The following is a 25,707-nucleotide window of genomic DNA, read 5'->3' as shown; positions in this document are numbered from 1 at the left end:
TGAATACGTGGACATATTAGTACGATTTGATAAGATGTACTTACTTAATGAGTTGATTATAGGAGGAATCTAATGAGTAAATATAAAATCCATAGCGACTTTGAACCCTATGAAAAGAGAACACTTCCCTTAAATCCATTGTTATTGCCAATTTTAAATAAACTCATAGCGAGAAGTTTGAAAAAATTCAACTCTGCTGAAGGTGTGAAGGTAACGAAAAAAGTTATTTCAGGCTATAAAGACGGAAGCGTTCAGCTGACAATAATTGAACCTGAGGGTATATCCCAAAACGCTCCCTGCCTTATTTACATTCATGGAGGAGCCTTTGTCCTAAAGGCAGCACCTTCCCATATCCATTGGGCCTGTGAGTATGCTTCAAAGACACCTTGCAAAGTAATATTTGTGGATTATAGATTAGCCCCGAAGTACGCTTTCCCATATGGCGTTGAAGATTGCTATGCAGCATTTGAATGGGCCAGCGATCATGCGGATGCCTTAGGCATTGATAGGAGTAGAATTGCTATAGGTGGGGATAGTGCAGGTGGGGCGCTTGCTGCTGCAGTGACTCTAATGGCTCGCGATAGGCAGGCGCCTCCTATTTGTTTTCAAATGTTACTCTATCCAGTGACAGATGCAAGACAGACTACGGAATCCATTAAAGAGTTTACAGACACACCTCTGTGGAACTCTGAGCTTAATGAGAAGATGTGGAAGCTATATCTCAAGAATGGAGTAGCAGCTGGCAAGAGAGAATATGCGTCTCCTATGGAAGCAACTTCATTAAAAGGTTTGCCTAATGCTTATGTTGAAATTACGGAGTTTGATTGTTTGCGAGACGAAGGAATTCATTACGCAGAAGCCTTACAAGAATGTGGAGTTCAGGTTGAATTGTATCACACCAAAGGAACCATTCATGGATACGATATAGCGGAAAAAAGCGGAATTGTGCAGCAGAGTGTAGCGAGAAGAATTGAAGCTTTACGAGGAGCTTTTAAGTAGAAAAGGAGAATCAAGCCGTGAGTATCTTTTCGATGATCCGCGCGGTTGATTCTTTTTTGTTTTTATATCCACAAAATGTAAAAATGTCATATGATAATTTGATGACTGCTGTCACTATTTATCTTAAATTAAAACAATTACAATAAAGGATAGTCCTGAATTTTTAACTTTTATCCTAAAAAGAATTATTCACTCACACTGGAGGTCTCTCTTGAAGGTGAACCCACAACTGTTGCGCGATTTCCCGTTCTTTGAACATCTGGATGATGAATATTTAGCTGAAATTTCCAAGCTATGTAGCGAGCGTACATATATAAAAGGAGAATCCATCTTTTTTGAAGGGGAAGAGGGAGAGGAGTTCTATCTTATTATCTCTGGAGTTGTTCAAATTTATCAAGATAACCACTCTAGGGATGTAATCCTTTCTATTTTTAGAGAAGGTGATTTCTTTGGAGAGATGGCTTTGTTACAAAATGAAAGAGCACGCTCTGCTTCTGCAAGGACCATCGAGAAATCCACCTTATGTATTCTGAAAAAACGCGATTTCATTCCCTTATTAAAAAGTAATCCGGAAATACTAATCGGCATTTTGGAAACAGCGTTAGATCGTCTGCGTGATGCCAATAAATTAATCACAGACTTAACCGTTATCGATGTGCGTACGCGCATTGCTCGCGTGTTGTTGCGTCTAACGGAACAGCATGGAGTGTCCTCTGATGATGGTGTTCTTATCGATTTGAAACTGACGCATCAACATCTGGCGGATATGACAGGAACGGCACGTGAGACAGTGACGAAATCATTGCTTGGATTGCAGGATGAGCAGTTGATACGGATTGATCAGAGGAAAATACTCGTGTGTAACACAGATAGACTTAGAAATATACTCGACGCCATTTGAGCTTGAATATATGGGAATTGTAATTGGGGTTACAGACTGTAAATCACCCTAAATGATATAACATTATTAACAAAGAACGCGTTCGTTTGGCTTTATGAATCGTGATGACACAATGACCATCCATAAACGAAAAGAGGAAATGGAATGAGTGTGAAAAAATTGGTTTTATCTATGTCCGGTACTTTTGTGCTGGGGATCATTGTAGGAGGGGCTTTGTTATATAACAATTCGGTTTATAACTCCGTTAAAGATGCCCTGAATGGAAATGCCACGCAAAATTCGGTAGGCAGTGTGAATGGAGTGGGTGGTATGACACAGGTTAACATTCAGGACATGGATCTTGAAACAGCCATGATGGCTGTACAATCGAGTCGTGCAAGTATGTTAGACGAGCAGCTGAAAGATCAAATCGCAGCTGTACAAGCCAAGAATGAAACAATCTCACAACTGAATCAATTGCTAGGAGTGATCAATGAAGAGCTGGGGAAGCTTCCTTCAGGTGCTGAGGCCGGCTCTGCTGTACAGCTGGCAGATGACAAGGGGGCCATGTTTACTGCTATGGGTATGGCTATACCGCAAACCAAAGGAGAGCTTGAGAATCTGTTGGGACAAATCAAGTCAAAGATTGATAGTGCAAGCAATAGTCAGCAAATGGATATGCTGCGCCTGCAAAGTTTATCGAATAAACGTAACGAAGCTTTTGATGTAATGACGAATTTTGTTAAAAAAATGCAAGATTCCAGAAGTAGTATTATAGGAAATATGCGGTGATGAGTTAAAAACTATGATACCTAATACTGCAGTTGATTTTCTACGTGATCATCCATTATTGCGAGGCATTCCTGATGATGAGCTACGAAATGTAATTGATGCTATAAAACTTGTGTCTTTAGAGGATGGACAACGACTTCTTATGGAAGCGTCCACCTCTAAGGACTGTTTCATTATATGGCAAGGGAAGGTGCAGGTCACCTCGGTTAACTTAGTTGGGAAGGCACTGCTCTTGGCTGAACTTGGACCGGGAGAATTAGTAGGAGAAATCGGTCTTATTCGGAACCTACAAAGATCGGCTAGTGTTACGGCAATCGGTCAAGTAAGGGCGCTGCGTCTAGACCGTCCATCGTTCGAATATTTGGCGAACCTGAGTCCGTTATTTTATGAAAGTGTGCTTGTGAACATACGAATCCGAATGATTCATAGTATGCTTCGAAAAGCGACCATCTGGTCGGTCATACCTGATGCTGAACTTCGGGGTCTTGCGGAGATTACAATGATCAAGAAAGTGATGAAGGGCGAAGAAATTATCGCGGAAGGTGCAGTAATTGATCAATTTCTCATGATTAGCAGCGGGAGTATTGAGCTTCGCGGCCGAAAGCGGCGCAAGATTGTCCTTCGAGAAGGGGATTTTTATGGAGAGACAGAGTTACTAACAGACACGGTCTCCTCACATACGTTGATCGCGGTAGAAGATAGTGAAATACTGATTATGGGCAAGTTAGAGTTCTTAACTATACTCGATTATTACGCTCCGGTTCGTCAACAACTCATTAAGGTTCTAAACATACGAACACCCCATCTGATGGAGAAAGTTACAATTGCCTTCGGTGAGGAATTTATTGTCGAGGATAATGAATCGCTACCTAAGGCCAAAGACAAGTGGATGGACCAGTTGCTGTGGCTGGGAGGCGGATTTCTTGTCTTATCCCTCTTGGCATTGTTCTTACATAGTCAATGGTGGAAGATCGCCGCCTTAATTGTTGGAGGTGTAGTGGGTCCCGTAGCATTCGTAGCCTTTGTAAGAAGTCAGCAGTTAGTAGGCTTTCGTCAGATGAGGGTTGGTTTAGTTTTTGTGTCTACCGCGATTGTCGCCATCCCTCTGGCTTGGTATTTAGAGCGGATTTGGCTTTTTGAAGTAAAAGCAAATTCCTTTGACTTTTCGCAGCTTTATGTACCTCTGTCTGTGGCTTTAATAGAAGAAACTGCTAAATTGTTAATCTGTGTGATACTCGTTCGAACGCGAAAAATCCAATTTCTGATGGATGCAGTGGTGTTTGGTGCCGCAGCAGGAATGGGATTTGCAGCAGTGGAAAGTATTATTTATGGATGGGTACATTTAGACGAAGCATCTTCACTTGGGATGCTCGCGGTCCTATGGATGAGAGCATTATTATCACCCTTCGGCCATGGAACATGGACTGCAATTGCAACTGTGGGGATATGGTATGCAAGCAGCATGCATAAGAACTCGAACTTGGGGAATGGCAAGCCATGGACAAGATGGCGACATGCATTGGAGATGTTCTTGGCAGCAGTGGTGATGCATGCACTTTGGAATTATCGCTTTGAATCGGGTCTGATAAAGGCGGGTGCTATGACTTTAGTCGGGTTCATGGGCCTCTATTTATTGTTCTCACTCCTTCGCAGGGGAAGAAGAGAAGAATTCCACGTATTGAATATGTTAAATCCAACCACGCATGAGGCAATTCTGCATGACAATCAAGTGAAGTCAATGACACAGGAGCTTTACTGTGAAGGCTGCGGGTCAATGTCTCCCCAAGGTACCCGCTACTGTGCACGCTGTAGCCAGGCATTACGGATTAAATAATGGTCAATTCTAACGTAGAGCCAAAAGCTCCATTCCTCGTGGAACGGAGCTTTTCTGTGTGTTCATTTAGAAACAGGTAAAGGATTGGATGGACTGCAGGCTCAAGCCTGTATACATCCAAAACCTTCCGTTCCACTGAAAACCCGCAACCGAGGTGCGTCCTACGAAAACCGGGAAAAACCAGAATTGATTTCTATTTACGAGCCATACGTACGTATTCCGAAACAAACAACCAGCAATTGCTCCCGGGTCGACAGCAAAAGACGAAATGGCAGGTTGTTGAGGGATGAGTTGCGGCGGAGGTGAGCTGGGTGCCGTGAGTCCCGGTTGTCCTGGTGACCCTGGTATTCCTGGTGACCCTGGTATTCCTGGTGGTCCAGGCTGCCCAGGCTGTCCTGGGAATCCTGGGAAACTTGGAGATGGGAAAAATGACATGATCTTGTCACTCCTTAATGAATGGGCTAAAACATTGTATGTAGGAGCGGAGATAAGTGAATGGGCGTATCCGATATTTTATTGATAAATTTAGCGAGGAAGTTCCTCGACGTGGCTCTAACTTACTTAGCTTCTTCACATAGCTCAGTAATTGCTTTGTTTTTGGTTAGCTGTAATAGAAGGTCATAGAATTGCTTTCTTTGCTCTAGCGAGAGATTGTCCAGCATGTTGTCAGCGACTGTATCTTGGAAAGCAAGAACTTGCTCAATAGTGGATTGCGCAAGCTCCGTAAGCTGGATCAGTGTAGCGCGTCGGTCGGTTGGATCAGGAATTCGAACAAGGAGTTTATCCTGCTCAAGCGCATCAATAAAATCGGTAACAGTACGTGCTTTGATCCCTAATTTAACGGCTAACTCATTCATGCGGATACTGCCTGCTTCCGCGACGACTGAGAGCAGACGCAATCTAGGGCCGGAGAGATGATAAGGCGTATTAAGCGCTAATAACTGGGATTGAAACTCTGTTTTAATGTAGTTGGTTGATCTCATTAATATGTGGATGACGTCTATCGCCTTGGTATGATCTGTGTTCATGATGTAGGGCCTCCTTGACTTTATTGTCAATTTTTTATTCTCAATTTCGTGAGATGGGTCAATATGTGGATACTCTTAATGAGTGTGCTCTTTAAATTATACTCTTATAAGGTGTATTCAACTATAGTTCGGTGAAACAGAATGTTTGTAGTTTGGTGAAGCGTGCACCAAGAGGCTCGAAGTAAAGGATATACCTTGACACCAGAGAAAATAGTGAGTATCCTCAGTATTATATAATACTGAGGATACTCACTATTAATGTTTTTACTTATAATTCATTCTGAATCAGAAAAGAGGTTTAGATTATGTCAGATACATCCACAGAAAATGCAGATAAGCTGCTAAAAATACTTGTAGTTACCTTAATATTCTCAGTTATGAACGGTACGATGTTCAATGTAGCTCTTCCTGAGATCGGCAAAGAGTTCAATCTTGTTCCTTCTCAGGTTAGTTGGATGATGACTAGTTATATGGTGGTATACGCGGTAGGTTCCATCGTCATGGGGAAATTAGCAGATAAATATCGGTTGAAGGATTTATTAACGTATGGACTGCTTATCTTCGCTCTCGGTTCATTAATAGGTCTGCTTGCTAGTGAGTTTTGGATTATTATTCTGGGCCGTGTAATTCAAGCTGCCGGTGCTTCCGTTCTTCCTGCAACAGCAATGATCATTCCAATTCGTTATTTTGTTCCCGAGAAGAGGGGGCGGGCACTTGGAACTTCTGCGGTTGGGTTAGCGCTTGGTAATGCTTTGGGACCGGTCGCTGCAGGCCTCATCACCAGCTTTGGAAGCTGGAGGCTTATGTTTGTTCTTTCCTTACTTCCGCTACTGACACTCCCTTTTTTTCGGAAGTATTTAGATAATGTGAAAGGGAAGGCAGGAAGTATTGATGTTCTTGGCGGCGGGTTATTAGCTACAGCAGTCGCAATCCTCTTACTTGCCATCACTCAGATGCAAGTGTGGTTGTTCCTTGGAGGGCTTGTTTTGCTGGCCTTATTCATCATTCGGATTCGGAAAGCTGAGGAGCCTTTTATTAAACCAGTATTGTTCCGTAACAAAACCTATTCGATCGGGTTGCTGCTTGCTTTTACAACGACAGCGATGAGCTTTAGTATGACGTTCATGACCCCACAATTTCTAGCGGCAGTGAATGGCTTGACTCCTTCGACCATTGGTTTTGTGTTAGTGCCAGCAGCAATTGCTTCAGCGATCATGGGACGTAAGGGTGGCAGATTGGCTGATGATCGCGGCAATTTGGCACTTGTGTTCGTGGCTTCGGTTTTGTTATTTCTAGCGTTCTCCCTACTATCTACTTTTATTGGGGTATCGGCATATTTTATTGCCATTATTTTAATATTAGGAAACGTAGGTCAGACCTTCATGCAAATCTCAATGTCCAATACGATTTCGCAGACGCTGCCAAAAGAGGAGACAGGAGTTGGCATGGGATTACTCTCCATGATCAATTTCATTTCTGGCGCGATGGCTATGAGCGTGGTTGGGAAAATGCTAGACATGGGCACTGCCGCTGTGCAGTTCAATCCTCTGAATACTAATGTTACTGCCCATGTGTATAGTAATATTTTTCTCGTTATGTCCCTGGTGACTATTGCTGTAGTTGTGCTGTACCGTTATCAGTTTGGTACGGGTGCTTCCGTGTCGAGGAAGAATAAAAAAGGAATGGAGATTTAAGAGGTTATGCCATCTACGGATCAAAGAAAAACATTATAAAGCTGGATACTGGATGTCACGAAGTAATCAAGCAAATAAAACCATTTTATGGTATGTTTTTTGTGATGGATGTTATAACCTAGGAGCTGCATAAGGATGATAGGGAATAGTACAGACAAAGAACGGACGATATTTGATCATGCTGGAAATACGATCAAGACAGAAGATCGAGAGATTCGAATTATTGCCAAGTATGAGGAGCCACTAGTTGTCTTACTAGGAAATGTGCTTAGCGATGAGGAATGCCATGAGCTAATTGAATATTCTAGGGAACGATTGCAACGTTCAAAAATAGGCGAAGACCATGTGGTCAATCCAATTAGAACGAGCAGTGGTGTGTTCTGTGAGGAGAATGAGACGGTTACTAGAATCGAGAAACGTTTCTCTCAAATTATGAATATTCCTGTCGAGCATGGTGATGGCTTGCAAGTCCTGCTGTATATCCCTGGCCAAGAGTATCTACCCCATTATGATTTCTTCGCAGAAACGAGTCGAGCAAGTAGCAATAATCGAATTAGTACGCTAGTGATGTATTTGAATGATGTGGAGGAAGGCGGAGAAACAGCTTTCCCTATGCTTAATTTATCCGTAAGTCCTAACAAAGGTATGGCGGTCTACTTTGAATATTTTTATGATAATCATGAATTAAATGAGTCTACCCTGCATGCAGGTACACCAGTGATCAAAGGTGAAAAATGGGTTGCAACGATGTGGATGAGAAGGCAAGCCCTTCGTTCCTCTTAAACAACTATATCTTCCAATATGATTCCATATGATTATCAGCAAAGACACCTAAATAGGTGTCTTTTTTCGAATTTAACGGCAATGTCTATTCCACCAAAATACCATTAATGAACGTCATAGTTTTGTCTTTAAATTCAAGGATAAATGTATTCGAAAAATCCGGATCGCTATGAATCTCCGTCCCCAACATCACCTCTGTTCCAACATTATCAAAGGGGTTATGAAGCAAACCTCTAGGCTTATACCTAGTTTCGGAACCAATCACATTATTATTCTCATCACGGATAAATGTAGTTTTCCCTGAGAACACCAAGTCCTTGCCGTTTTCCAAAGTTAGGTGAACCTCCAGACGAGTTTTTGTCTTCTGATAATCAATGGCCACATCTTTAGTGGATACAGGGAAACCAATAACGAAAAGTCCAACAAGGGCTGTAGCCAGTATGATCACTGTTAAGAGGGAAAAGACGAGCGTCTTTATATTTTTTGTTTTTACCTTTTTAAAATAATTAAGTTTCTTAACCTCCTCTTGATCAACAATAGGCAGACTTAGATTTGCTGTTGCGGTCATTTCATTATAAGATTGAAGGCATTTTTCACAGGATTGCAGATGTTTTTCAATCTCTTCGTTACTATGTAAAGAGGTGAGCTTTTCAATATAGGAAGGTAATAAATCCTGAATGATTTCGCATTTCATGTAGTTCTTCCTTTCATCAGTTTTTGTTTTCCACGGTAAAAGGTAACTCTCGCCCAGGTCTCATCTCTTCCAAGAATCTCGCCAATTTCCCGAAAGCTGAATTCTCCAGTCAAACGCAGATACAGTACTTCCTTGGTATTGGGATCAAGTAAATGAAGCTGTTTAAACAATTCCATTTTGTCTTGTGCAAGAATGAATTGAGATTCAGTTGAATTTGCGCTAGAAACAGGAGGATCATCTAGTTCATAAGACTTCCTTTTATGTTGCTTGTCCAGCTCCTGATACCATACATGCTTAGCAATCTGACAAAGCCATACATATACTTTGCAGGTTCCATCATATTTGTGTATGGACTTTACAGCTCTATAAAAAGTTTCTTGGGTGATTTCTTCTGCCAGTAAATGATTATGACAAAAACTAAATACGAATTTATATACTTGGGTTGAATATTCCCTGTATAATTCCTCGTTGTCCTGCATTCGTTCACCTCCTCAGGTTATATATCCGTAAAAAGCTATAAACGTTACAGCCTTTCTAAAAATATTATGAGTATAACGAAATAACGCCTTGGGTGTGTAGTATGATAAAAATCCTTAGAAATGTAAAAAAAGAAGGACTGCTTTTCCTCTATAATTAGATGAGATCTTATTGTACAAGTTACAAGGAGGCTCATAAATGACAATAAAGGTAACCCGACAATTAAACGAAGGTCCTAAAATTCAAAAAGAACAAGATATTGTCACGAAAATGATTCGTATATATTGTAAGAAAAAACATCATCATAAGGGGCTTTGCAACGAATGTCAGGATCTAAACGATTATGCTCTGAAGAGGTTAGCTTATTGTAAGTTCGGGGAAGTGAAAACGGCTTGTGCTAAATGCCCTATTCATTGTTATAAACCGGAGTATCGTCAAAGAATAAAAGGGGTTATGCGTTTTTCAGGTCCATGGATGTTACTATATCATCCCATTGAGTCAATTAGGCATATTCCATTACCCAATAAGCTGAGAAAATAAGAAAAAAAACGGACATCATTGGATGTCCGTTTTATGATCTAGCATTTTTACGTTCTATTTGCCACTTGGCAGTAGTTTATTCAGTACGATCGCTGCTAATGAAGCCGCTAGTATAGGTGAGCCCAATAAATATTGCACGAATGAAGGTAAGGAATGCAAGTAGTCGCCAGGAATGAGCACCAAAGCTAACGTGATAATCATCGGTATTGCGATAATGTACATTTCTTTCTCGCCAATCGTTACGTTCTTCATCACCTGCACACCATTAATTGCAATGATCCCGCAGACGATAGCGAAGACGCCGCCGATTACAGCGGATGGAATGGAAGAAATCAGAGCAGCTAATTTACCAGAACAACCGAAGAGGACAAACCATCCTCCAACAGCGAGGAAAACCCGGCGGGAGGCAACACCTGTGATGGAGATAATCCCCGCATTGGTAGAATAGCCTGTAACAGGTGTTGAACCGAGTGCAGAAGCAATAAGACAGCCAATCCCCTCACCGATAACCCCTTTATTAATATGATCGTCTGTTAAAGGTTTATTGATTACGTTGCTGACAGCAAACCAGGTACCTGTTGTTTCCGCTAGCAGTACGAGATAAATAATAACCATGGTGATAATAGCCGAAAAGTTGAACGAGAATCCGAAATCTACAAAAGCGATACGCGGCATGCTAAACCAGTTCGCTTTGCTAATCGCTGAGAAATCTAACACACCCATCAAGTTAGCAGAGATACATCCAACTACTAATGCCATCATGACGGAAATAATTCGGAAGATCGATCCTTTATTACGGAACATAGAACCGAGAATCACGAATAAAAGGAGTGTGCCTGCTGAAATAAGGGCTAACAAAACGTTCTGATTGATTGAAGCGCCTGAAGCTCCATAGATATTGTCTCTTATAGCAACAGGTAATAAAGAAAGACCGACTATGAATATGATCGTACCACCTACAATGGGTGGGATAAAGTTCTTAACGATTTTATTAAAGATCCCGACATAGCCTAAAATAATAACTAGAATCGCACCGATTAAGCTGGCACCTAACACGGAACTCCAGCCCAGCTCCCCGCCGCCACTAGCGGCATAAATACTGACGATCGCACCAAGCGGAACATAGGAAGGACCTTGAGCGATAGGAAGCTTCATACAGAAATAAGTCTGCACAATCGTTGCAAGTCCAGCAGCAATAAAGGTAGATTGAATTAACGCGCTTGACTGATTCGGCTGTAAGCCGATTAACATTGCAATCAGGAACGGAACCACATAAACGTCCATGGCCAATACATGTTGAAAGCCTAAGATGATGGATTTACTGAATGAAACTTTTTCATCGGGTAGAACGGTTAATAGTTGTGACTTTAATGGTGCTTGATCTTGTACGTTTGCTTGTGTTTCCACTCAGATGCCCACCTTAACTTTTCTAGTTTTTTCGGTCCTTAACGTGAATAAACCTTTTCACCCTGTACCCAGACCTCGCGGATATTCTCAGGTCGAGCTAGATACATCATTTTTTGAAACACGTCGTATAAATCTTCATTCCCATCAAAGAGAGGCAGTCTAGCCGATGGTACTTTTGTATCGATGATTTGAACATCCCACGTATAGCCTTCTAATATCCGGCCGATAGGTAAACTTAAGCTTTCTCCGCCACCAGCAGTAGCAAGATAGAAGGATTCATCAATCGTAATTCGTGATCCTAGTAATCCACGCTCTTGTGCAGGAAGGGAGGGATTAACGCCATCCTCAAGCATTCTTGAAGACATTACAGCTTGTCTTATGTTATCGAATAGACTAGGTGAGAAACCTCCGGAAATATCAGACCCCAAACCAATCTCCACACCCTTGGAATGGAAATGTGCGATCGGAATGACACTATTGGCAAAATAAGCGTTCGAGATCGGACAATGTGCAATAGCCGTTCCTGTCTCCGCAAATAAATCCACATCATCCTCATCCAAAAAATTGCAATGTGCCATGACAGATTTATCACTGAGCAGACCGAAATCATGCAAGGCAAAAGCATCGTTTTTCTGGAATCGTTCTTTTACATAACCGTGCGCCCAATCACTTTCACTACAGTGCGATTGAATATAAGTATCGTATTTAGCGGCTAATTCACCTAAACCTTGCAATGCCTTATCTGTACAGCTTGGAATGAACCTAGGTGTCACTACAGGGTAAACGCCTTGCTTAGTCGATTTGGCTAGTTCTTTTACAGCTAAAATAAATTCTTCCGTATCTTTTAGTGCCGTTTGGGTGTCAGCATCGCGATAGCTTTCTGGATTTCCTTGTGGATCATCCATTACCACCTTTCCAACGAGTCCGCGTTGCCCTTTATCCGCACAGATTTGGGCTAACAGTAAACTGGCTTCTTTATGCACCGTTGCAAAATAAAGAGCTGTAGTCGTTCCGTTCGCGAGTAAAGTGTCAACCACATCATCGTAGACCTTTTTAGCAAAATCCAGGTCCGAAAATTTAAATTCCAATGGGAAGGTGTAAGTATTTAACCAGTCATAGAGTGGAATATCTAATGCCGTTCCAGATTGAGCCCATTGGGGCGCGTGAACATGCAAGTCGATAAAGCCGGGCAAGAAAAACTGACCGTCCCCTAATCGATGGAAGTTGCCTTGGTCTTGGTAAGTATCTAGTAATGGTTGATAGTCCGGCGCTTCTGGAGAAACGATCCTTTCTATCATTCCATCTCTATTTATACAGAAGAGGTGATCTTTTAAAATTTGAATTTCCTTAGGTGATTTACTTGAAAATGAAGTGCCTAGGAATATTTGCATATATTTATTCATATTATCCGCCTTAATGTTCGTCTTTTGGTGTATGTTTGTTATTATAATCCGTAAAAACTGATAAGTCTACACCAAAAGTCGAACGAAAACGAATGTTGGTTACTGATTTATGCTCTAACTAGATCGAAATGTATGAATTTACATACGCTCTTCGGCAATCTCCTTCGGAGACACTTTGAAGATAATGTCCTTTTCGGCTATTAGCATTACGTAAAATGTATGCGGTTACTTACTTATGCTATAATACACATAGATAATTTAGGTTAAGCGCTTAAGAAAATTGGGTTAGGAGTGTTACTGAAATGAGAAGATATAACTTTTGGCGTCCGATCATGCTAATTATTGTCGCGTTGCTTACGAGAAGCCTGGTGACTAACGTATGTATTTTGTTTGGTATGCAGACTGAAGTAGCGAGTAGTATAGGTACACTGGGCATGGTCGTCGCCGGTTTAGTGATGTATAATCGCATGAATATTCGCCGTCGAAAATAACGATAGAATTTCTGGAATCCGATCGATTTGGTTAAGATATGAAATTAGCGCAGGAGCATTTGTTGACCCGTTATACATAAAAATGAATCGATCTGGATTTGTTTTTAAGACATGGCCAGTATCATACAAAATAATGAAAAAGACACCCTTAAGGGTGTCTTTTTTGGGTTGTCCAAGTGACTATACAAAACAGTTATAGTCATTCTTTCATCTTTACCGCTGTAAATATATGTGAGTAAATAGGTGGGTAAAGAAAGGGGAGAAAAAGAATGCCATATGTTGATAAACTTCCCAAGTCTATAGAAATGCAGCTTACGGAACAGCCGTTATTCCACTTTGGAACTGATTTAATGAATGATGGACAATTCGGTGAGCAATGGCTTGTATTGACAGAGAAGGAAGTGTCCGTTTGGGGAACGGACGGGGAAATGGTTTCGAAGTTTTTTGTTTCGAGTATAGCCGATGCTCGAGTAGTAGGTGGGATTGGTGGCGGTTCGTTACTTGTCGATACTAAAGAGGGTCCAATTATCCTTATACGTTATACCGCATCGCTTACCTCTATATTTGGATATGCGTCTAAATTAATTGCTGCTGTAGCTAAAGGGGAGGAGCGGCCAACGGCTTCTGAAAAAGAATTTCCAAGACATTGTCCGAAATGCCGCAATCCGCTACCAGACGATTCTCAGACCTGTCCGGTGTGTAAAAGTAACGGCAAGGTTCTATTTCGAATGTTAGGTTACGCGAAGCCGTATAAAATCCAAATGATCGCAGCAGCAATTATGCTGATTTTCACTACATTGATAGAGCTTGTTCCACCTTTTTTGACGAAAATGATTGTAGATAACGTGCTAACAAAAAAGGACATGGGTTCAACGTTACTATGGATTGTAATTGGGCTTGCTGCCACCTCTCTGATGGTTACTCTAATGCAGACTGTACGTGGACTTATCGGGGTATGGATTGGCTCGAAAATTATGGGTGATCTGCGTCATGATGTATATCATTCCTTGATGAAATTGTCGCTATCTTTCTTCGATCGAAGACAGTCTTCGCAATTCATTGGACGGGTAAATAATGACTCTGAGGCGATGCGGCAATTCATGACAGATGGCGTAATATGGGTCTCGGGTGAATCATTAAGGGTGATCGCAATCTTCGCGATTATGTTTAGTATGGATTGGAAGCTAACGCTGCTAGCCATGCTGCCTATGCCGCTTATGGTCGTTCTATCGACTGTGTTATGGCCGATGATTGGCAGACGGTGGTACCAGCAGTGGAGATCTATTTTTAGACTAAACGCTTTGGTGGGCGATTCTTTGCAGGGAATTCGTGTGGTTAAAGCATTTGGTCAGGAAACTACGGAAATGTCACGTTATACTGTCGCTAATAAGGAATTGGTGCGGCACAATATCCGGATTGAAGGCTTGTGGCAGGGAATGTTTCCCGCTTTTGCGTTAGTTGCTGGCGTTGGTACGCTTTTAATTTGGTATTATGGCGGCAGAACGGTGCTTGACGGACAATTATCTATTGGTACGCTAATCGCTTTGGTTACTTACCTGGGGATGCTCCTCGGACCTTTGCAGTGGGTAAGTCAAATGATCAATTGGGCCAGCCATGCGATTTCAGCAGCAGATCGGGTCTTTGAAATTATGGATACACCATCGGATGTGCCTGATACGACGAACCCAGCTGATATTGGTCGTGTTAATGGTGAGGTAGAGTTTAAACAGGTCACTTATGGATACGAAAAGCATCACCCTGTGCTCAAGAACGTGGATTTAAAAGTAGGCGCAGGAGAGATGATTGGTCTGGTCGGACATTCAGGTGCTGGGAAGTCGACCTTCATCAATATGATTTGCCGGTTCTATGACACAGATGAGGGCACCATCACCATCGACGGAGTGGATATCCGAAATATTAGCCAGTCTGACCTTCGGAGTCAGATCGGTGTAGTGCTGCAGGAGACATTCCTGTTCGACGGCACGATTGCTGAGAATATCGCTTATTCTAAACCGGATGCTACAGAGCTAGAAATTATGCGTGCTGCTAAAATTGCCAATGCACATGACTTCATCGTTCAGCTACCTGATGGCTATGACACAAGGGTAGGAGAACGTGGGCATAAGTTATCCGGAGGGGAGAAGCAGCGAGTGTCTATTGCCCGAGCAATAATTCACGATCCGCGGATTCTAATTCTGGACGAAGCAACGGCTTCTGTGGATACAGTGACTGAGCGGCAAATCCAAGAAGCCATCTCGCGTCTGGTCAAAGGTAGAACGACATTCGCCATTGCTCATCGATTGTCCACTTTAAGAAATGCCAATCGGCTCGTCGTGCTGGAACGCGGTAAGATTATTGAGGTGGGTACGCATGAAGAATTGCTAGCAGTAGAAGGGGCTTACTTCAAACTGGTCGAGGCACAGAAAGAAATGTCCCAGATCAAGGGGGTAGAAGTGCATGAGTGATCCAATCAGTGTCAGTGATGAATTGAAAGCTCAAGATAAAGATCCCTATGAAATTAACATTTTTGAACCGGGTCTGATTTCCTTTAACCGTAGTCAAGGTGGGGTATTTCAAGGGGTAGTAGAAGGTAAGGTTTATGAAGAGCTAATCCTTTTTCGTATATTTCCTTTTCAATACAACACCCAGTATATTTCTGTGAGGAATTCTAAGAGTGAGGAGATTGGTGTTATTCGTGACATTGATCAGCTGGATGAGGAAAGTCGGGGGGAAGTGGACAAAGAATTGCAGCTGCGCTACTTCCTTCCCGTTGTGACCCGAATTGATTCCATCAAACAGAAGGCAGATATGTGGATTTGGGAGCTGCAAACGAATCTGGGGCAGACTCGTATCGTTATGCGTAACCTGCATGAGCATATGCAATACCCGAGTCTTAACCGCATCATTCTGACTGACGTCAATGGAAAAAGATGCGAAATTCGTGATTATTCCACTTTGGATATTCAGAGTCGGAATAAGCTGAAAGACGTTTTATAGTGGCAGAAGCAAAGTGCTTGGTAGTTTATACTACTGAGCACTTTTTTTTGATCTGTGTAAACATGCGCGGTTATCCCTCCATTTATGATGAGGAGACGCATTAGATTGGAGCAAATTTGTCACTAAACTTCCAGTATATGTGGTAATATATTACAACTAGATGATTTACTATATGGAGGTATGTGAGTGAAGCATAAATGGATGAACTCGCCGTACACCTTTGCTTTTGGAATGTTTGCGATGATGGTTCCCAGTCAGGCTTTTAGTTCTTTTTACAGTTATTTTTATGTGGAGAAATTGGGCTTGGGCATTGGACTTGCTACACTGGCCAGAACAATCTTTCTGATCTGGGATGCGGTGAATAATCCGTTGTTTGGATATTGGTCAGACCGGACAAATACCCGCTATGGTCGGCGTAGACCCTGGGTGTTCGGATCGATCCCTTTGTTTATGCTGGCGTTTGTGCTGGTGTTCTCTCCCCCCGGCGGTTTATCTGAGAATGGACTCTTCACTTGGTTTCTAGTGACGCTTATTTTCTATGAGGCTGTGGCTACGGTCTTGTGGGTGAACTATGGCGCGCTGCTTCCGGAGCTCTTCCGTGGAGATCGTATTCGGGCAAAAGCCTCGGCGATTCAGCAAGGGTATCAAGTGGTCGCTCTGTTAATCGGTACGGCTCTAACGCCAATCCTTTTCGCAGCGATTAACTTCTCTAATATGGCTATTGTGTATGCCTGTGTCTTCGGCGTGTTTATGTTCTTATGCATGATGAACGTTCAAGAGAAGAAAGAGACTACTAAGACCGAACCATTGAAGCTCATTCCGGCGTTTCGGGAGACGATTCGGAATAAGAAGTTCTGGGTGTTTAATATTTCGAACTCTTTTGCCCAAACGGTGAATGGACTTGTAAGCTCGATGATTCCCTTTTATGCAAAATATGTTCTACATATTTCAGAAACACAGGTGTCTATTATGCTCGCAGCTGTCTTTGTCTCGGTTATTCCATTAGTGTTTGTGTGGTATTGGATTATTCGTAAGATGGATGGGGTCAAGGCATGGCGGCTATCGCTTATCCTATATGCTTTATCTGTCATTCCGCTATGGTTCGGTTATGATCTTGTAAGTGGTGTAGCCGCTGGTATTGTTGTCGGTTTCGGACTAGCAGGATTTCTAGTAACCCCGGCAATCGTAGGTGGCAAAATTATTGATGAGGATGCGGAGAAGACAGGTCTGAGAAGAGAAGGCATCTATACCGCGGTAAGCGGATTTATCACTCGCTCGAGCGGATTAATATCAGCATTGGCTTTTTTTATTGTAGGGATGATCTTTGGTTATAAGGGTGGTGATGATCCAGGGTCTGATCCAGAAGCAACGTTCCGGTATTTAATAAGCGTGGTGCCGTTATGTCTGCTAGCCATATCTGTTGTCATATCTTTTACGATTAAATTCACATTTACGGGGCAATTGAGAGGTGATGCTGACTATGAGCAAAAGATTAATCATCAATTGTGATGATTTTGGGCAAAGCCCTGCCATGAATCAGGCGATTATGCATCTGTTAGAAGAAGGAAAAGTATCTTCAGCGACGATAATGGCGGTGGCCCCTGGATTCGAGGAGGCAGCTAGATGGTGTAGCCGTAGGCAACAACGAAATGTGGGCCTTCATTTGACGATGACTAGTGAGTTTGAGGCTTTACGCTGGAGCAGCCTGACGGGGGACTCTTCACTACATGACGATGGCGGGCATCAATATAAGACGGTAAAAGAGTTTGAACAGGGGGCGCAGACAAAAGCTGTGCTAAAGGAGATTGTTGCGCAGTATGAGAGAGTGAAACAATCCGGAATCGTGATTAGTCATGTAGACAACCATATGGGAAGTTTATATGGCATGGAAACGGGACGCAGCTTGCTTCCGCAGACGTTGTGGAGAATTTCGCGCTGGGGATTGCCATCACGGTTCTTTCGATGCATCCATCCTGAGGATCCCCTGTTAGGATCGCTGAAAAATATTGAACGTCCTGTTGCACTTGGATCCGGGCTGGCCGATACACTTGGAGTTCCGATTCCTGATTACTTGTTGTCGCATCCCTTTGGTGTAGAGGAGGGTGAGACGTACGATCGTTTCAAACAATCTATTATTGATAAGCTATATTCGCTACCTGATGGTGTTAGTGAAACCTATATTCATCCCGGAATCGACGATCCATGGATGCTTGCAAATATACCACATTGGGAGAAGCGAGTCTGGGAATACCGTCTACCCTTTGATGATGATTTTACCTATGCGATTCGTGATGCTAGTGTTGAATTGACAGACTATCGCTACGTACAGGAGCATCTAAAGCGCCCACGGGTAAGATCTGCGGGGATACTTTTGAAGCGCTTGATCAGGTAACCTTACTTCATAACCCAATACTCCAGCCACACCATTCTAAGTGTCAAAGTATTGATCAGGGGAGCATCGCTCCTCTTTTTGCTATTTAACCTCCTCACTCGATGTACCTATCCTCTTCCGAACACAAGTGCCCCTACCTTTTTGATTAGGGAAAATATGCATAGTAATCTCATAAAATGTATTTTCATGATTAATGTCATATTATTTAATGCATCCAATACATTAATGTAATAAATGAAATATATTGTAAAAAATAATACATAAATGATTAGTTCAATAATTGTGCTAATAGGAGGATATTCATGACAGTCAAACACTTTTTTCCTGTTGAAGTAGAGGGTGAGGATTACAATTTACTTTATCATGCACCTTCTTCTAAAATTGCAAGGGTTCCAAAGCATGCGGATATGGAAAAAATGAGCGATGAAGTCATTTATCAAACTTTCGAAAAGCTAAAAGAGGTAAGCATATCACCCAAACATAGAGAATATGGAAAGGGAAGTATCGGAATTACATTTATGTCTTCAAGAACCTGTAATTTGAGTTGTGTATATTGTTTTGCGGGGGAAGGAGAATATGGGGATTCAGAAGTGAAGTCTAAATACATAAGTAGTGATTTATATCTCGATTCTGTAAAAGCCATTGACGAAATGTATCCTGAGGGGATTAAGAGTATTAGTTTTTTTGGTGGTGAACCACTCTTGTACTTCAGGGAAATTGAGAGTTTCGTGCCCGAATTTGAACAATATTTCATTAGTAGAGGCAGAGAAGTTCCTTATATAGGAATCAGCACTAATGGCTCTCTATTAACAAATAAAAAATTAGAATTTATTAAACAGCATAATATTAAAATTGTAATGAGCTTGGACGGTCCTAAAGAAATTAATGATATAGCTAGAATTGTTCAAAAAGAAGGAGCCAGTATCTATGATACGGTAATTAAAGCTATTGAAAAGACAAAATCACATGGAGTTAGTTTTAGTATTCAAATGACCATTAATCAGAATCATATAAAACAATATAAACCTGGTTTAGCTGCCGAGTGGCTTGAGATTATGGAAAAGTTTGAAACTGAGAATTTGGCCATAGTTGTTGTCGAAACTGATCATGCTGATCTTCAAATCAAAGACAAAGCACATCTTGAGGTATTGGATCAGATGGTACGAGAAATAACACGATACTATATAAATAAATTATTTGAAGAGACTCCTGTTATTCGGGCAAAGGGAATGATCGCGGCTCTGATTCAATTGGCCAAGGGCAAATATGTCGATAGTTGTTCAGCAGGGCATTCAGTATTTGTAGATACCGATGGGGGTATATATCCATGCCATATGTTCTGTAATGATGATCAGTTTTTATTGGGAAATGTTAGAGATGGTGGAATGGATCGGGAAAAGGTAAATGTGCAGGCCAATATTGACCGCATGGATGGAGATCGTTGCAAGGTCTGCATTGCACAAAGCGTTTGCTCGTTTTGGTGTAAGGGCATTCAATATTTGTCTACAGGTGACATGTATGAGGTATTAGATAGCCGTTGTGTATTTCAAATAGCAAATGTAGAAGAATGTTTGAAAGCATTGGCAAATCTTAAAAAAGGTACAGATATGTATACTAGATTTTGGAATAATGTAGCCAATGCCAATAAACAGGCCCTATGATGAGTGAATTATCACTGGGGAATATGAGAGTCGTAGATGATTTAACCTTGTATGAGGATCCAGGATTCAGCAAAAAAAAGTATTTTCTATTAAGCGATGAAAGGGAAACCTATCTAAAACTAGACGAACAGCAATATCGTTATCTTAAAGTGTTAATTCCTTATCTCAATGGCTTAACTAATAAGGAACAGATTGAAGAGGAATTAAGAAATCAATTAGGGCAATCCATTGATATTAGTAAGGGAATTGAATTTCTGTACCAAAAGGGACTTTTCTATGGTACGGAGAAGAAAACGGTAAGTAAGGTTGAATTGGAGTTATCCGGAAAAAAGCTGTTTGAAGCTCCAATGGCGGCTATCCAAGAGAAGTATGGATTACTTCTCAGAAGAACACTAGTGTTTATAATGATCCTATCTTGGATTAGTATAATCGTCGGTATGTTTTTGATTATAAAAGATCCTCAAATCGTAGTTGAAACCTACAGGGAAAGTAAGAGCTTTCGATGGAATGAGGTAGCGTTGTGGGAATATGTTGTTGTAGGAATTGGGATTTTTTTATCAGTAATTATCCATGAATTAGGACACATACTTACGGCTAATTATTTTGGGATTAAGCTTAAATCATTTAACTTTTTGATTCATATGGGGATAAGTCCTGTTTTCTATATTAAGTACAAAAACCTGTATGCAACCACTAGCAAGAAGAAGGCACTAATTTTAATGGCAGGGGTGTATTTTAACCTTATCCAAGCTAGCATATTTTGGTTATTACTTTGTTTAACATCTGATTGGAAATTTGCTGTGCTAATGATCATGAACTTAGGTGCGATAATAAGCAATTTATCCTTACTGGGAGTCAGCGATGGTTATCATGTTGCTGCTATTTTATTTGGAGTAGAAGGCTTACGTTGGAATATGCTAAAGCAGATGAGTCGGATTATTCAGATAAAGGGGCAGGGAAGGCCCGTCATGAGCAAGAAGGGATGGCTTATGATTGGATATTTTCTTCTGTCCTACGGAATGACATTCGCAGGTATATATTACTGGATCAAACTAGTCGTTGACTTTTTAGGGTTGCATATTCTAAATTCTAACGTTATTTCGATACTGGCAGTCGCAGCGATGTTGATGTCTGTTGGATACTTTGTTATAAAGTTTTTCAAATCACTACGTAATATGAACCTATCTTAGCAGGGAAGACAAAGAAAGGTGGAATGGAATGTTCTCCTATATTGTGAAGAGCATGTACAGACATAAACTGAGACTAGTGCTTACATTTATATTGCTTGTGGCTAGTGTAATTCTGGTCAGTTTCTCGCTTCAAGTGCTGCTAAATTTCTCAAACATGATTAATAGCAGTTGGACCTCTCCATCGATGAAGGAAGACTTAGAATCTGTGACCAATTTGATTCTAATGTTTATGGCCATTCTCATCGGGTTCAGCTATGTGATGATTAATAATACCTATTCAGTAATATTGCATGGCCGTATTCAGGAGTTCACCTTACTTAATAGACTAGGGATGTACAGAACAAGAATAAAAAGAATGCTCTATATCGAGATCGTGATACTTGGAACTGTATCGGTGATCATCGGTGCTACATTAGGAACGGTATTATCGTATTGGTACATGCATCAATACAATATGAAATCCAAAGTAATCTATTCAGAAGTTATTGTCTATATACTCGCACTCACAATTCCAATGCTTATTTTCATTATACATAAGAATCTAAAACAGCTTCCAATAGGTATCCTTCAACTTACTACAACCTCTAAGAAAATTCAAAAGCAAAACAACACGGTGCAATACGTAAAAGCAAATGAAATGATCAAAAAGTGGATTTGGCTGATTGTTGGTGTAGCCGTTATTATATACAGCTTTATGGGCTTGGGCAAATTGATTTCTACAGTTTTTAATTTAAACTTGGGAGCCCAAGCGATTCAAAATATCAATGATATTTCTTTTTGGGTTGGTGTATTTATAGCACTGGGTCCAACGATTCTTATTATTCTAAAAATATTGGAGGTTTGGGCAAAATCCTCTAAGCTAACCTCTTTACATTTGGCTGTTCAACAGAATTTGTACACATTTCGAAAAATAAAAACACTGACAGTTTCATTTATGTTCTCTACCTTGCTTATTGTCGGAATGCTGGGTTTCTATCATTCGGCCAAGAGCTCGGTTGCCAACTTCGCAGAGGATCATATTCACTACAGCCATGTTATTGTGTCGAACCAACCCATAACCAAAAGTGAAGGTGAATTAAAAGGGTATGTTGAGACGGAGTGGAAGGGGCGTAGTGTAGAAACAGCTTTAACACTTGAAGCGAATAACGAAAAAGACAAATATTTGTTAGTTACCGGAATTAATCCAACTTATTTCAACATTGAAGATCTGTCTTATATTAATTCGGGCAACGAATTAGAGATTTTTAAAAAGAAGGAATTTCTGCCCATAATTTTTTCAGCGAATAGGGCTGCCGACAAGGGCTTTAACATTGGGGATGAGCTGGAATATAACGTCGGTAATAGGAAGCTAACGGTTAAAATTGAAGAAACCTATCGTCCTCTAAATCTACTTCAAGGCTACGTATCAAGACAAAGCTTATCTCAGCTATTGTATGGTCAGGATGATATATACAATACGGTTTATTTGATTGGTGGTACAGATAAAGATGCTGAGCAAATCTCCTCTTTTTTGGGAATAAAGAATGCTTCCATTAGTAATATGGGAGATCTCAAACGTGAATATAAATCACAGGCTATCAAGGGTACGGAGATGATCGAGGCATTCTTGTACATCAATTTATTATTCACAACATCACTTATTATCAATATGTTTTTGTTATCTCTTCAAGATCGAACGAAACAATTTGCTATGCTCAGGATAGTGGGAGTGTCCAAGTTAAAGCTTGTTGGCTCTATGTGTATAGAGGGCTTGCTTATTTTTCTGTTAGGATCTTTTCTTGGCTGGGAACTGGGAGTGGAGTTTATCAAAGGGGCAGTTATGTATATGAATGATTCTATTTCGGTTCCTATGGAGACACATGTTCCTGTTCTTAATTTAAGTGCAACTTTGGCGGTATGCTTCTTGGCTTTGTTTGTGAGCACAGTAATCATTGGTTACTCAGCTTTGCGGAAAAATGCATTGGAGTATATGTACAAAGAATAGGAGGGATATGCTTGAATATCATTCAATTAAAAGGGGTCCATCAGGAATATCAATCGGGGCCTATACCAGAAGTTATTTTAGAAAATATAACCAAGTCATTTGCTGCTGGTAAAGTATACGCTGTGATGGGACCTTCTGGCTCAGGAAAGACTACATTGCTAAATATTATTGGAGGTATATTGAGACCTGTTTCAGGAGAGGTGTGGCTGGACGGCGAAAATTTGGTTAAGCTCTCCGAGAAGAAATTAGGGCAGCTCAGGCTTAATAAAGTGGGGTATATTTTTCAGAGCTTTAATCTCCTCCCTTTTTTAACTGTTGAAGAAAATATATTTTTGCCTATTCGATTAGTGAAAAAGGATGTGAAGCCGTATCTCAAGAGGTATACCTCCTTGTTAAAGTCGCTTGGCATTGAAGGGAAGAAGGACGTTTATATTCATGAACTATCTGGTGGCCAGCAACAAAGAGTAGCTATTGCCAGATGTCTATTAATGCAACCCAAAGTCATATTGGCAGATGAACCCACGGGCAATCTAGATAGTACTAATGGTGATCAGTTTATGAACCTTCTAACTGCAATGGCACGCGAACATCAAATTACGGTCATTCTTGTTACTCATGACGAACATATTGCAAGCTTCGCCGATGAAATAATTGATATGAAAGATGGATGTATAACAACAAATTCAATTCGGGGGGATAAAGGAAATGAAAACATTAGAAGAGCAAATCTGTGAAATGATCGTTACAAAGCTGGAATTGGAGGATGTAGATCCAAATGCAATTGATTACGAGACTCCATTGTTTTCCGCGTATGATGAGGACGGTAGTGGGCTTGAACTGGACTCAGTTGATTCATTAGAGCTGGTAGTAGCCATGCGGGAAACCTTTGGCATTGTTGTTGGTGAAGCGAATATGTCGATCTTCAAAAATATTAATTCACTATCGAATTTTGTTCGTGAGAAACAGGCGGCGCTAAATTAAAGGGGGAAAAAAGTGAACCATTCGTTTACTTACAAGTTTATGCCCCGTTTTGCAGATATTGATAGTTATTCTATCGCGCATCACAGTAAATATTTCTGCTGGTTTGAAATGGCAAGGTTTCATTTTATGGGTGAATATCTTGACTTGCCATTGTCTACTGTACATGAATTTCGTTCACCTGTTATCAAGCTAGGATGTGAGTTCAAACAACCGGTCCTATTTGGCCAAGAGTATACTATTGAGACGCTCGTGTCTTATAAGCTTCCTAAAGCTAGTCTAACTTTTAATTATGTAATAAAGAATGATTCTGGACAGCTGATTGCTAAAGGGTTCACAGAGCATGTGTTTTTAAACAGTAATAACGAATTGATGCTCAGTTTCCCTGATATCATTTTGCGAAAAATGTTGAGTCTTCAGGAAATATAGGGGGAATTTAGTTGAGTGTATACATCAATGGAATAAGTATGCTTACACCTGTAGGAGCTGAATTACAGGAATTATGGGAACATTTGCATCAGGAGGATGTTCAATCACCCGTGCAGGCGGTTAAGATTCCTCCCTTTAAGTATGGTAAAGCGCTCAGAAGAATGGACCGTTTCTCAACGATGGCATTGTATGGCGCATTTAAGGCTGTAGAGGACGCGGCAATAGAGGGTTATGACCCTTTTGATGTGGGTACGGTGTTTAATTCGATCTATGGACCTCTCTCCACAACACTAAACTTCGGAGAATTTGTTATTAACGGACAACCCGAGTTGGCGAGTCCAACCATGTTCTCAGGGACTGTTAACAATGCTTGTCTAGGGCATGTATGTATTCATCTTGGGGTTAAAGGGCCAAGTACTATGCTCTTGTGTAGTAACTATATAGGTTATAGTGCAGAGTTAATCAAGCGGGGAAAAGCTAAAGCTGTCGTTGCAGGAGGACTTGATGAGTACTACCAGGCTTTATTTGATGAGTTTATAGAGCTAGGATATCCGGTGGGAGAGCATGCAGTTACGCTTGTTATGGCAAATGAGAGCAATGAGCATACCTATTGCGAGTGGATCTGTTCATTGGAAGGAAATTTAGGAGGGCATCCCTATATAACTCCATTATTTCAAGGTGAGCGAAGTCGCATAGAGTCTATTATGCGAGGTGTTATTCAAAAGGCGGAACTGAATTTCGATGATATTGACGGTGTTATTACAGCTACAGGACATCTGGATATATATTCAGCAGAAGTCGATGCGATACGTGGTTTGTTTAACAATCAAGTGCAAATTATTAATCCTAAAAAAAGGGTTAGAGATGCCCTTGGAGCCAATGAAGGAATGAATGTAGGAATTGGAGCGACCATTTTAAAGCAGCAGAAGATCCCAGAACTGTTATTGGATCAGGGAGAAGATTTAGGGGTTGCATCCATAAGTGTACTTCTTGTAAATCATTATGATGTAAGTGGAGGCTTCACATCCTGTGTAATTAAAGCGGTATCATAGGA

General features: G+C 41.0%; 25 protein-coding genes. 19 read left to right on the top strand and 6 right to left on the bottom strand.

The genetic code is table 11. From position 1 onward, the window contains the following. Positions 1–72 precede the first annotated feature (72 nt). The 4 genes from CA598_RS20940 (at position 73) to CA598_RS20925 (ending at position 4,505) form a co-directional block, all read left to right on the top strand. The gene (locus CA598_RS20940) at positions 73–999 is read left to right on the top strand and encodes an alpha/beta hydrolase (RefSeq protein ID WP_094877772.1); all 927 of its coding nucleotides are present in this window, start codon (positions 73–75) and stop codon (positions 997–999) included. 217 nt (positions 1,000–1,216) lie between these two features. Continuing rightward, positions 1,217–1,900 (top strand): Crp/Fnr family transcriptional regulator, encoded by a 684-nt coding sequence (locus CA598_RS20935; protein WP_143812433.1) that lies wholly within the window; start codon positions 1,217–1,219, stop codon positions 1,898–1,900. A 144-nt stretch (positions 1,901–2,044) separates the two neighbouring features. After that, positions 2,045–2,671 carry a hypothetical protein gene (locus CA598_RS20930; protein WP_094877770.1) on the top strand — a complete coding sequence of 209 codons (627 nt, stop codon included), beginning with the start codon at positions 2,045–2,047 and terminating at the stop codon, positions 2,669–2,671. A gap of 13 nt (positions 2,672–2,684) precedes the next feature. Then, a complete protein-coding gene (locus CA598_RS20925; RefSeq protein WP_094877768.1) occupies positions 2,685–4,505 on the top strand; it encodes a PrsW family glutamic-type intramembrane protease in 1,821 nt (606 codons plus the stop codon). A 66-nt stretch (positions 4,506–4,571) separates the two neighbouring features. Here the strand turns inward: CA598_RS20925 and CA598_RS33040 are convergent, their stop codons facing one another. After that, the gene (locus CA598_RS33040) at positions 4,572–4,940 is read right to left on the bottom strand and encodes a transporter (RefSeq protein ID WP_094877767.1); all 369 of its coding nucleotides are present in this window, start codon (positions 4,938–4,940) and stop codon (positions 4,572–4,574) included. Between the two features lie 122 nt (positions 4,941–5,062). Then, positions 5,063–5,533 (bottom strand): MarR family winged helix-turn-helix transcriptional regulator, encoded by a 471-nt coding sequence (locus CA598_RS20915; protein WP_094877765.1) that lies wholly within the window; start codon positions 5,531–5,533, stop codon positions 5,063–5,065. 305 nt (positions 5,534–5,838) lie between these two features. On the opposite strand from CA598_RS20915, the gene CA598_RS20910 reads away from it, so the two are divergent. Both CA598_RS20910 and CA598_RS20905 read left to right on the top strand, forming a co-directional pair. Further along, positions 5,839–7,227: an MFS transporter gene (locus CA598_RS20910; RefSeq protein ID WP_094877763.1), complete on the top strand. Its 1,389-nt coding sequence runs from the start codon at positions 5,839–5,841 to the stop codon at positions 7,225–7,227. Positions 7,228–7,362: 135 nt separating this feature from the next. Next, entirely contained in the window at positions 7,363–8,010 is a 648-nt protein-coding gene (locus tag CA598_RS20905) for a 2OG-Fe(II) oxygenase (protein ID WP_094877762.1), read from the top strand. 85 nt (positions 8,011–8,095) lie between these two features. Here CA598_RS20905 and CA598_RS20900 read toward each other — a convergent pair whose 3' ends face one another. Both CA598_RS20900 and CA598_RS20895 read right to left on the bottom strand, forming a co-directional pair. Beyond that, complete coding sequence (locus CA598_RS20900) at positions 8,096–8,704, bottom strand: zf-HC2 domain-containing protein (protein ID WP_094877761.1); 609 nt, start codon at positions 8,702–8,704, stop codon at positions 8,096–8,098. Continuing rightward, a complete protein-coding gene (locus CA598_RS20895) occupies positions 8,701–9,183 on the bottom strand; it encodes an RNA polymerase sigma factor (RefSeq protein ID WP_094877760.1) in 483 nt (160 codons plus the stop codon). Before CA598_RS20895 ends, CA598_RS20900 begins: the two co-directional genes overlap by 4 nt. A 196-nt stretch (positions 9,184–9,379) precedes the next feature. Between CA598_RS20895 and CA598_RS20890 the strand changes: the two genes are divergently transcribed. Then, positions 9,380–9,721 (top strand): nitrous oxide-stimulated promoter family protein, encoded by a 342-nt coding sequence (locus tag CA598_RS20890; RefSeq protein WP_094874444.1) that lies wholly within the window; start codon positions 9,380–9,382, stop codon positions 9,719–9,721. A gap of 54 nt (positions 9,722–9,775) precedes the next feature. On the opposite strand, the gene CA598_RS20885 is transcribed toward CA598_RS20890, so the two are convergent. Further along, a complete protein-coding gene (locus CA598_RS20885) occupies positions 9,776–11,128 on the bottom strand; it encodes a uracil-xanthine permease family protein (RefSeq protein WP_094877759.1) in 1,353 nt (450 codons plus the stop codon). A 38-nt stretch (positions 11,129–11,166) separates the two neighbouring features. Further along, complete coding sequence (guaD, locus tag CA598_RS20880; protein ID WP_094877758.1) at positions 11,167–12,531, bottom strand: guanine deaminase; 1,365 nt, start codon at positions 12,529–12,531, stop codon at positions 11,167–11,169. Positions 12,532–12,833: 302 nt separating this feature from the next. On the opposite strand from guaD, the gene CA598_RS20875 reads away from it, so the two are divergent. The 12 genes from CA598_RS20875 (at position 12,834) to CA598_RS20820 (ending at position 25,705) form a co-directional block, all read left to right on the top strand. Further along, complete coding sequence (locus CA598_RS20875; RefSeq protein WP_094877757.1) at positions 12,834–13,022, top strand: hypothetical protein; 189 nt, start codon at positions 12,834–12,836, stop codon at positions 13,020–13,022. Between the two features lie 269 nt (positions 13,023–13,291). Further along, on the top strand, positions 13,292–15,487 hold the full coding sequence (locus tag CA598_RS20870) for an ABC transporter ATP-binding protein (RefSeq protein WP_094877756.1): 2,196 nt from the start codon (positions 13,292–13,294) through the stop codon (positions 15,485–15,487). Continuing rightward, complete coding sequence (locus CA598_RS20865; RefSeq protein WP_094877755.1) at positions 15,480–16,019, top strand: DUF1854 domain-containing protein; 540 nt, start codon at positions 15,480–15,482, stop codon at positions 16,017–16,019. The genes CA598_RS20870 and CA598_RS20865 overlap by 8 nt, the downstream gene beginning before the upstream one ends. A 186-nt stretch (positions 16,020–16,205) precedes the next feature. Beyond that, complete coding sequence (locus CA598_RS20860) at positions 16,206–17,528, top strand: MFS transporter (RefSeq protein WP_094874439.1); 1,323 nt, start codon at positions 16,206–16,208, stop codon at positions 17,526–17,528. Next, entirely contained in the window at positions 17,500–18,411 is a 912-nt protein-coding gene (locus tag CA598_RS20855; RefSeq protein ID WP_094877754.1) for a polysaccharide deacetylase family protein, read from the top strand. Before CA598_RS20860 ends, CA598_RS20855 begins: the two co-directional genes overlap by 29 nt. A gap of 302 nt (positions 18,412–18,713) precedes the next feature. Further along, positions 18,714–20,072: a radical SAM/SPASM domain-containing protein gene (locus CA598_RS20850; protein WP_094877753.1), complete on the top strand. Its 1,359-nt coding sequence runs from the start codon at positions 18,714–18,716 to the stop codon at positions 20,070–20,072. A gap of 23 nt (positions 20,073–20,095) precedes the next feature. Continuing rightward, positions 20,096–21,262 (top strand): M50 family metallopeptidase, encoded by a 1,167-nt coding sequence (locus CA598_RS20845; RefSeq protein ID WP_143812432.1) that lies wholly within the window; start codon positions 20,096–20,098, stop codon positions 21,260–21,262. A 28-nt stretch (positions 21,263–21,290) separates the two neighbouring features. Then, the gene (locus CA598_RS20840; RefSeq protein ID WP_094877751.1) at positions 21,291–23,246 is read left to right on the top strand and encodes an ABC transporter permease; all 1,956 of its coding nucleotides are present in this window, start codon (positions 21,291–21,293) and stop codon (positions 23,244–23,246) included. Between the two features lie 11 nt (positions 23,247–23,257). Beyond that, entirely contained in the window at positions 23,258–23,980 is a 723-nt protein-coding gene (locus CA598_RS20835) for an ABC transporter ATP-binding protein (RefSeq protein WP_094877750.1), read from the top strand. Beyond that, a complete protein-coding gene (locus tag CA598_RS20830) occupies positions 23,952–24,227 on the top strand; it encodes a phosphopantetheine-binding protein (RefSeq protein ID WP_094877748.1) in 276 nt (91 codons plus the stop codon). The genes CA598_RS20835 and CA598_RS20830 overlap by 29 nt, the downstream gene beginning before the upstream one ends. A gap of 12 nt (positions 24,228–24,239) precedes the next feature. After that, positions 24,240–24,653: an acyl-CoA thioesterase gene (locus CA598_RS20825; protein ID WP_094877747.1), complete on the top strand. Its 414-nt coding sequence runs from the start codon at positions 24,240–24,242 to the stop codon at positions 24,651–24,653. An 11-nt stretch (positions 24,654–24,664) separates the two neighbouring features. Next, complete coding sequence (locus CA598_RS20820; RefSeq protein ID WP_094877745.1) at positions 24,665–25,705, top strand: beta-ketoacyl synthase N-terminal-like domain-containing protein; 1,041 nt, start codon at positions 24,665–24,667, stop codon at positions 25,703–25,705. Positions 25,706–25,707 lie beyond the last annotated feature (2 nt).

This window comes from Paenibacillus sp. VTT E-133291, from assembly GCF_002264395.1.
Taxonomy (GTDB): Bacteria; Bacillota; Bacilli; order Paenibacillales; family Paenibacillaceae; genus Paenibacillus_AQ; species Paenibacillus_AQ nitricinens.
Note: the sequence above shows the minus strand (reverse complement) of the source record. Positions and strands in the feature narration are given on the sequence as shown.

Bases quoted from the DNA above. Each gene is read 5' to 3' on its own strand.
- CA598_RS20940 (WP_094877772.1), top strand. From the start codon at position 73: ATGAGTAAATATAAAATCCATAGCGACTTTGAACCCTATGAAAAGAGA.
- CA598_RS20930 (WP_094877770.1), top strand. From the start codon at position 2,045: ATGAGTGTGAAAAAATTGGTTTTATCTATGTCCGGTACTTTTGTGCTG.
- CA598_RS20925 (WP_094877768.1), top strand. From the start codon at position 2,685: ATGATACCTAATACTGCAGTTGATTTTCTACGTGATCATCCATTATTG.
- CA598_RS33040 (WP_094877767.1), bottom strand. From the start codon at position 4,940: ATGTCATTTTTCCCATCTCCAAGTTTCCCAGGATTCCCAGGACAGCCT.
- CA598_RS20915 (WP_094877765.1), bottom strand. From the start codon at position 5,533: ATGAACACAGATCATACCAAGGCGATAGACGTCATCCACATATTAATG.
- CA598_RS20910 (WP_094877763.1), top strand. From the start codon at position 5,839: ATGTCAGATACATCCACAGAAAATGCAGATAAGCTGCTAAAAATACTT.
- CA598_RS20905 (WP_094877762.1), top strand. From the start codon at position 7,363: ATGATAGGGAATAGTACAGACAAAGAACGGACGATATTTGATCATGCT.
- CA598_RS20900 (WP_094877761.1), bottom strand. From the start codon at position 8,704: ATGAAATGCGAAATCATTCAGGATTTATTACCTTCCTATATTGAAAAG.
- CA598_RS20895 (WP_094877760.1), bottom strand. From the start codon at position 9,183: ATGCAGGACAACGAGGAATTATACAGGGAATATTCAACCCAAGTATAT.
- CA598_RS20890 (WP_094874444.1), top strand. From the start codon at position 9,380: ATGACAATAAAGGTAACCCGACAATTAAACGAAGGTCCTAAAATTCAA.
- guaD (WP_094877758.1), bottom strand. From the start codon at position 12,531: ATGAATAAATATATGCAAATATTCCTAGGCACTTCATTTTCAAGTAAA.
- CA598_RS20875 (WP_094877757.1), top strand. From the start codon at position 12,834: ATGAGAAGATATAACTTTTGGCGTCCGATCATGCTAATTATTGTCGCG.
- CA598_RS20870 (WP_094877756.1), top strand. From the start codon at position 13,292: ATGCCATATGTTGATAAACTTCCCAAGTCTATAGAAATGCAGCTTACG.
- CA598_RS20865 (WP_094877755.1), top strand. From the start codon at position 15,480: ATGAGTGATCCAATCAGTGTCAGTGATGAATTGAAAGCTCAAGATAAA.
- CA598_RS20855 (WP_094877754.1), top strand. From the start codon at position 17,500: ATGAGCAAAAGATTAATCATCAATTGTGATGATTTTGGGCAAAGCCCT.
- CA598_RS20850 (WP_094877753.1), top strand. From the start codon at position 18,714: ATGACAGTCAAACACTTTTTTCCTGTTGAAGTAGAGGGTGAGGATTAC.
- CA598_RS20845 (WP_143812432.1), top strand. From the start codon at position 20,096: ATGAGAGTCGTAGATGATTTAACCTTGTATGAGGATCCAGGATTCAGC.
- CA598_RS20840 (WP_094877751.1), top strand. From the start codon at position 21,291: ATGTTCTCCTATATTGTGAAGAGCATGTACAGACATAAACTGAGACTA.
- CA598_RS20830 (WP_094877748.1), top strand. From the start codon at position 23,952: ATGAAAACATTAGAAGAGCAAATCTGTGAAATGATCGTTACAAAGCTG.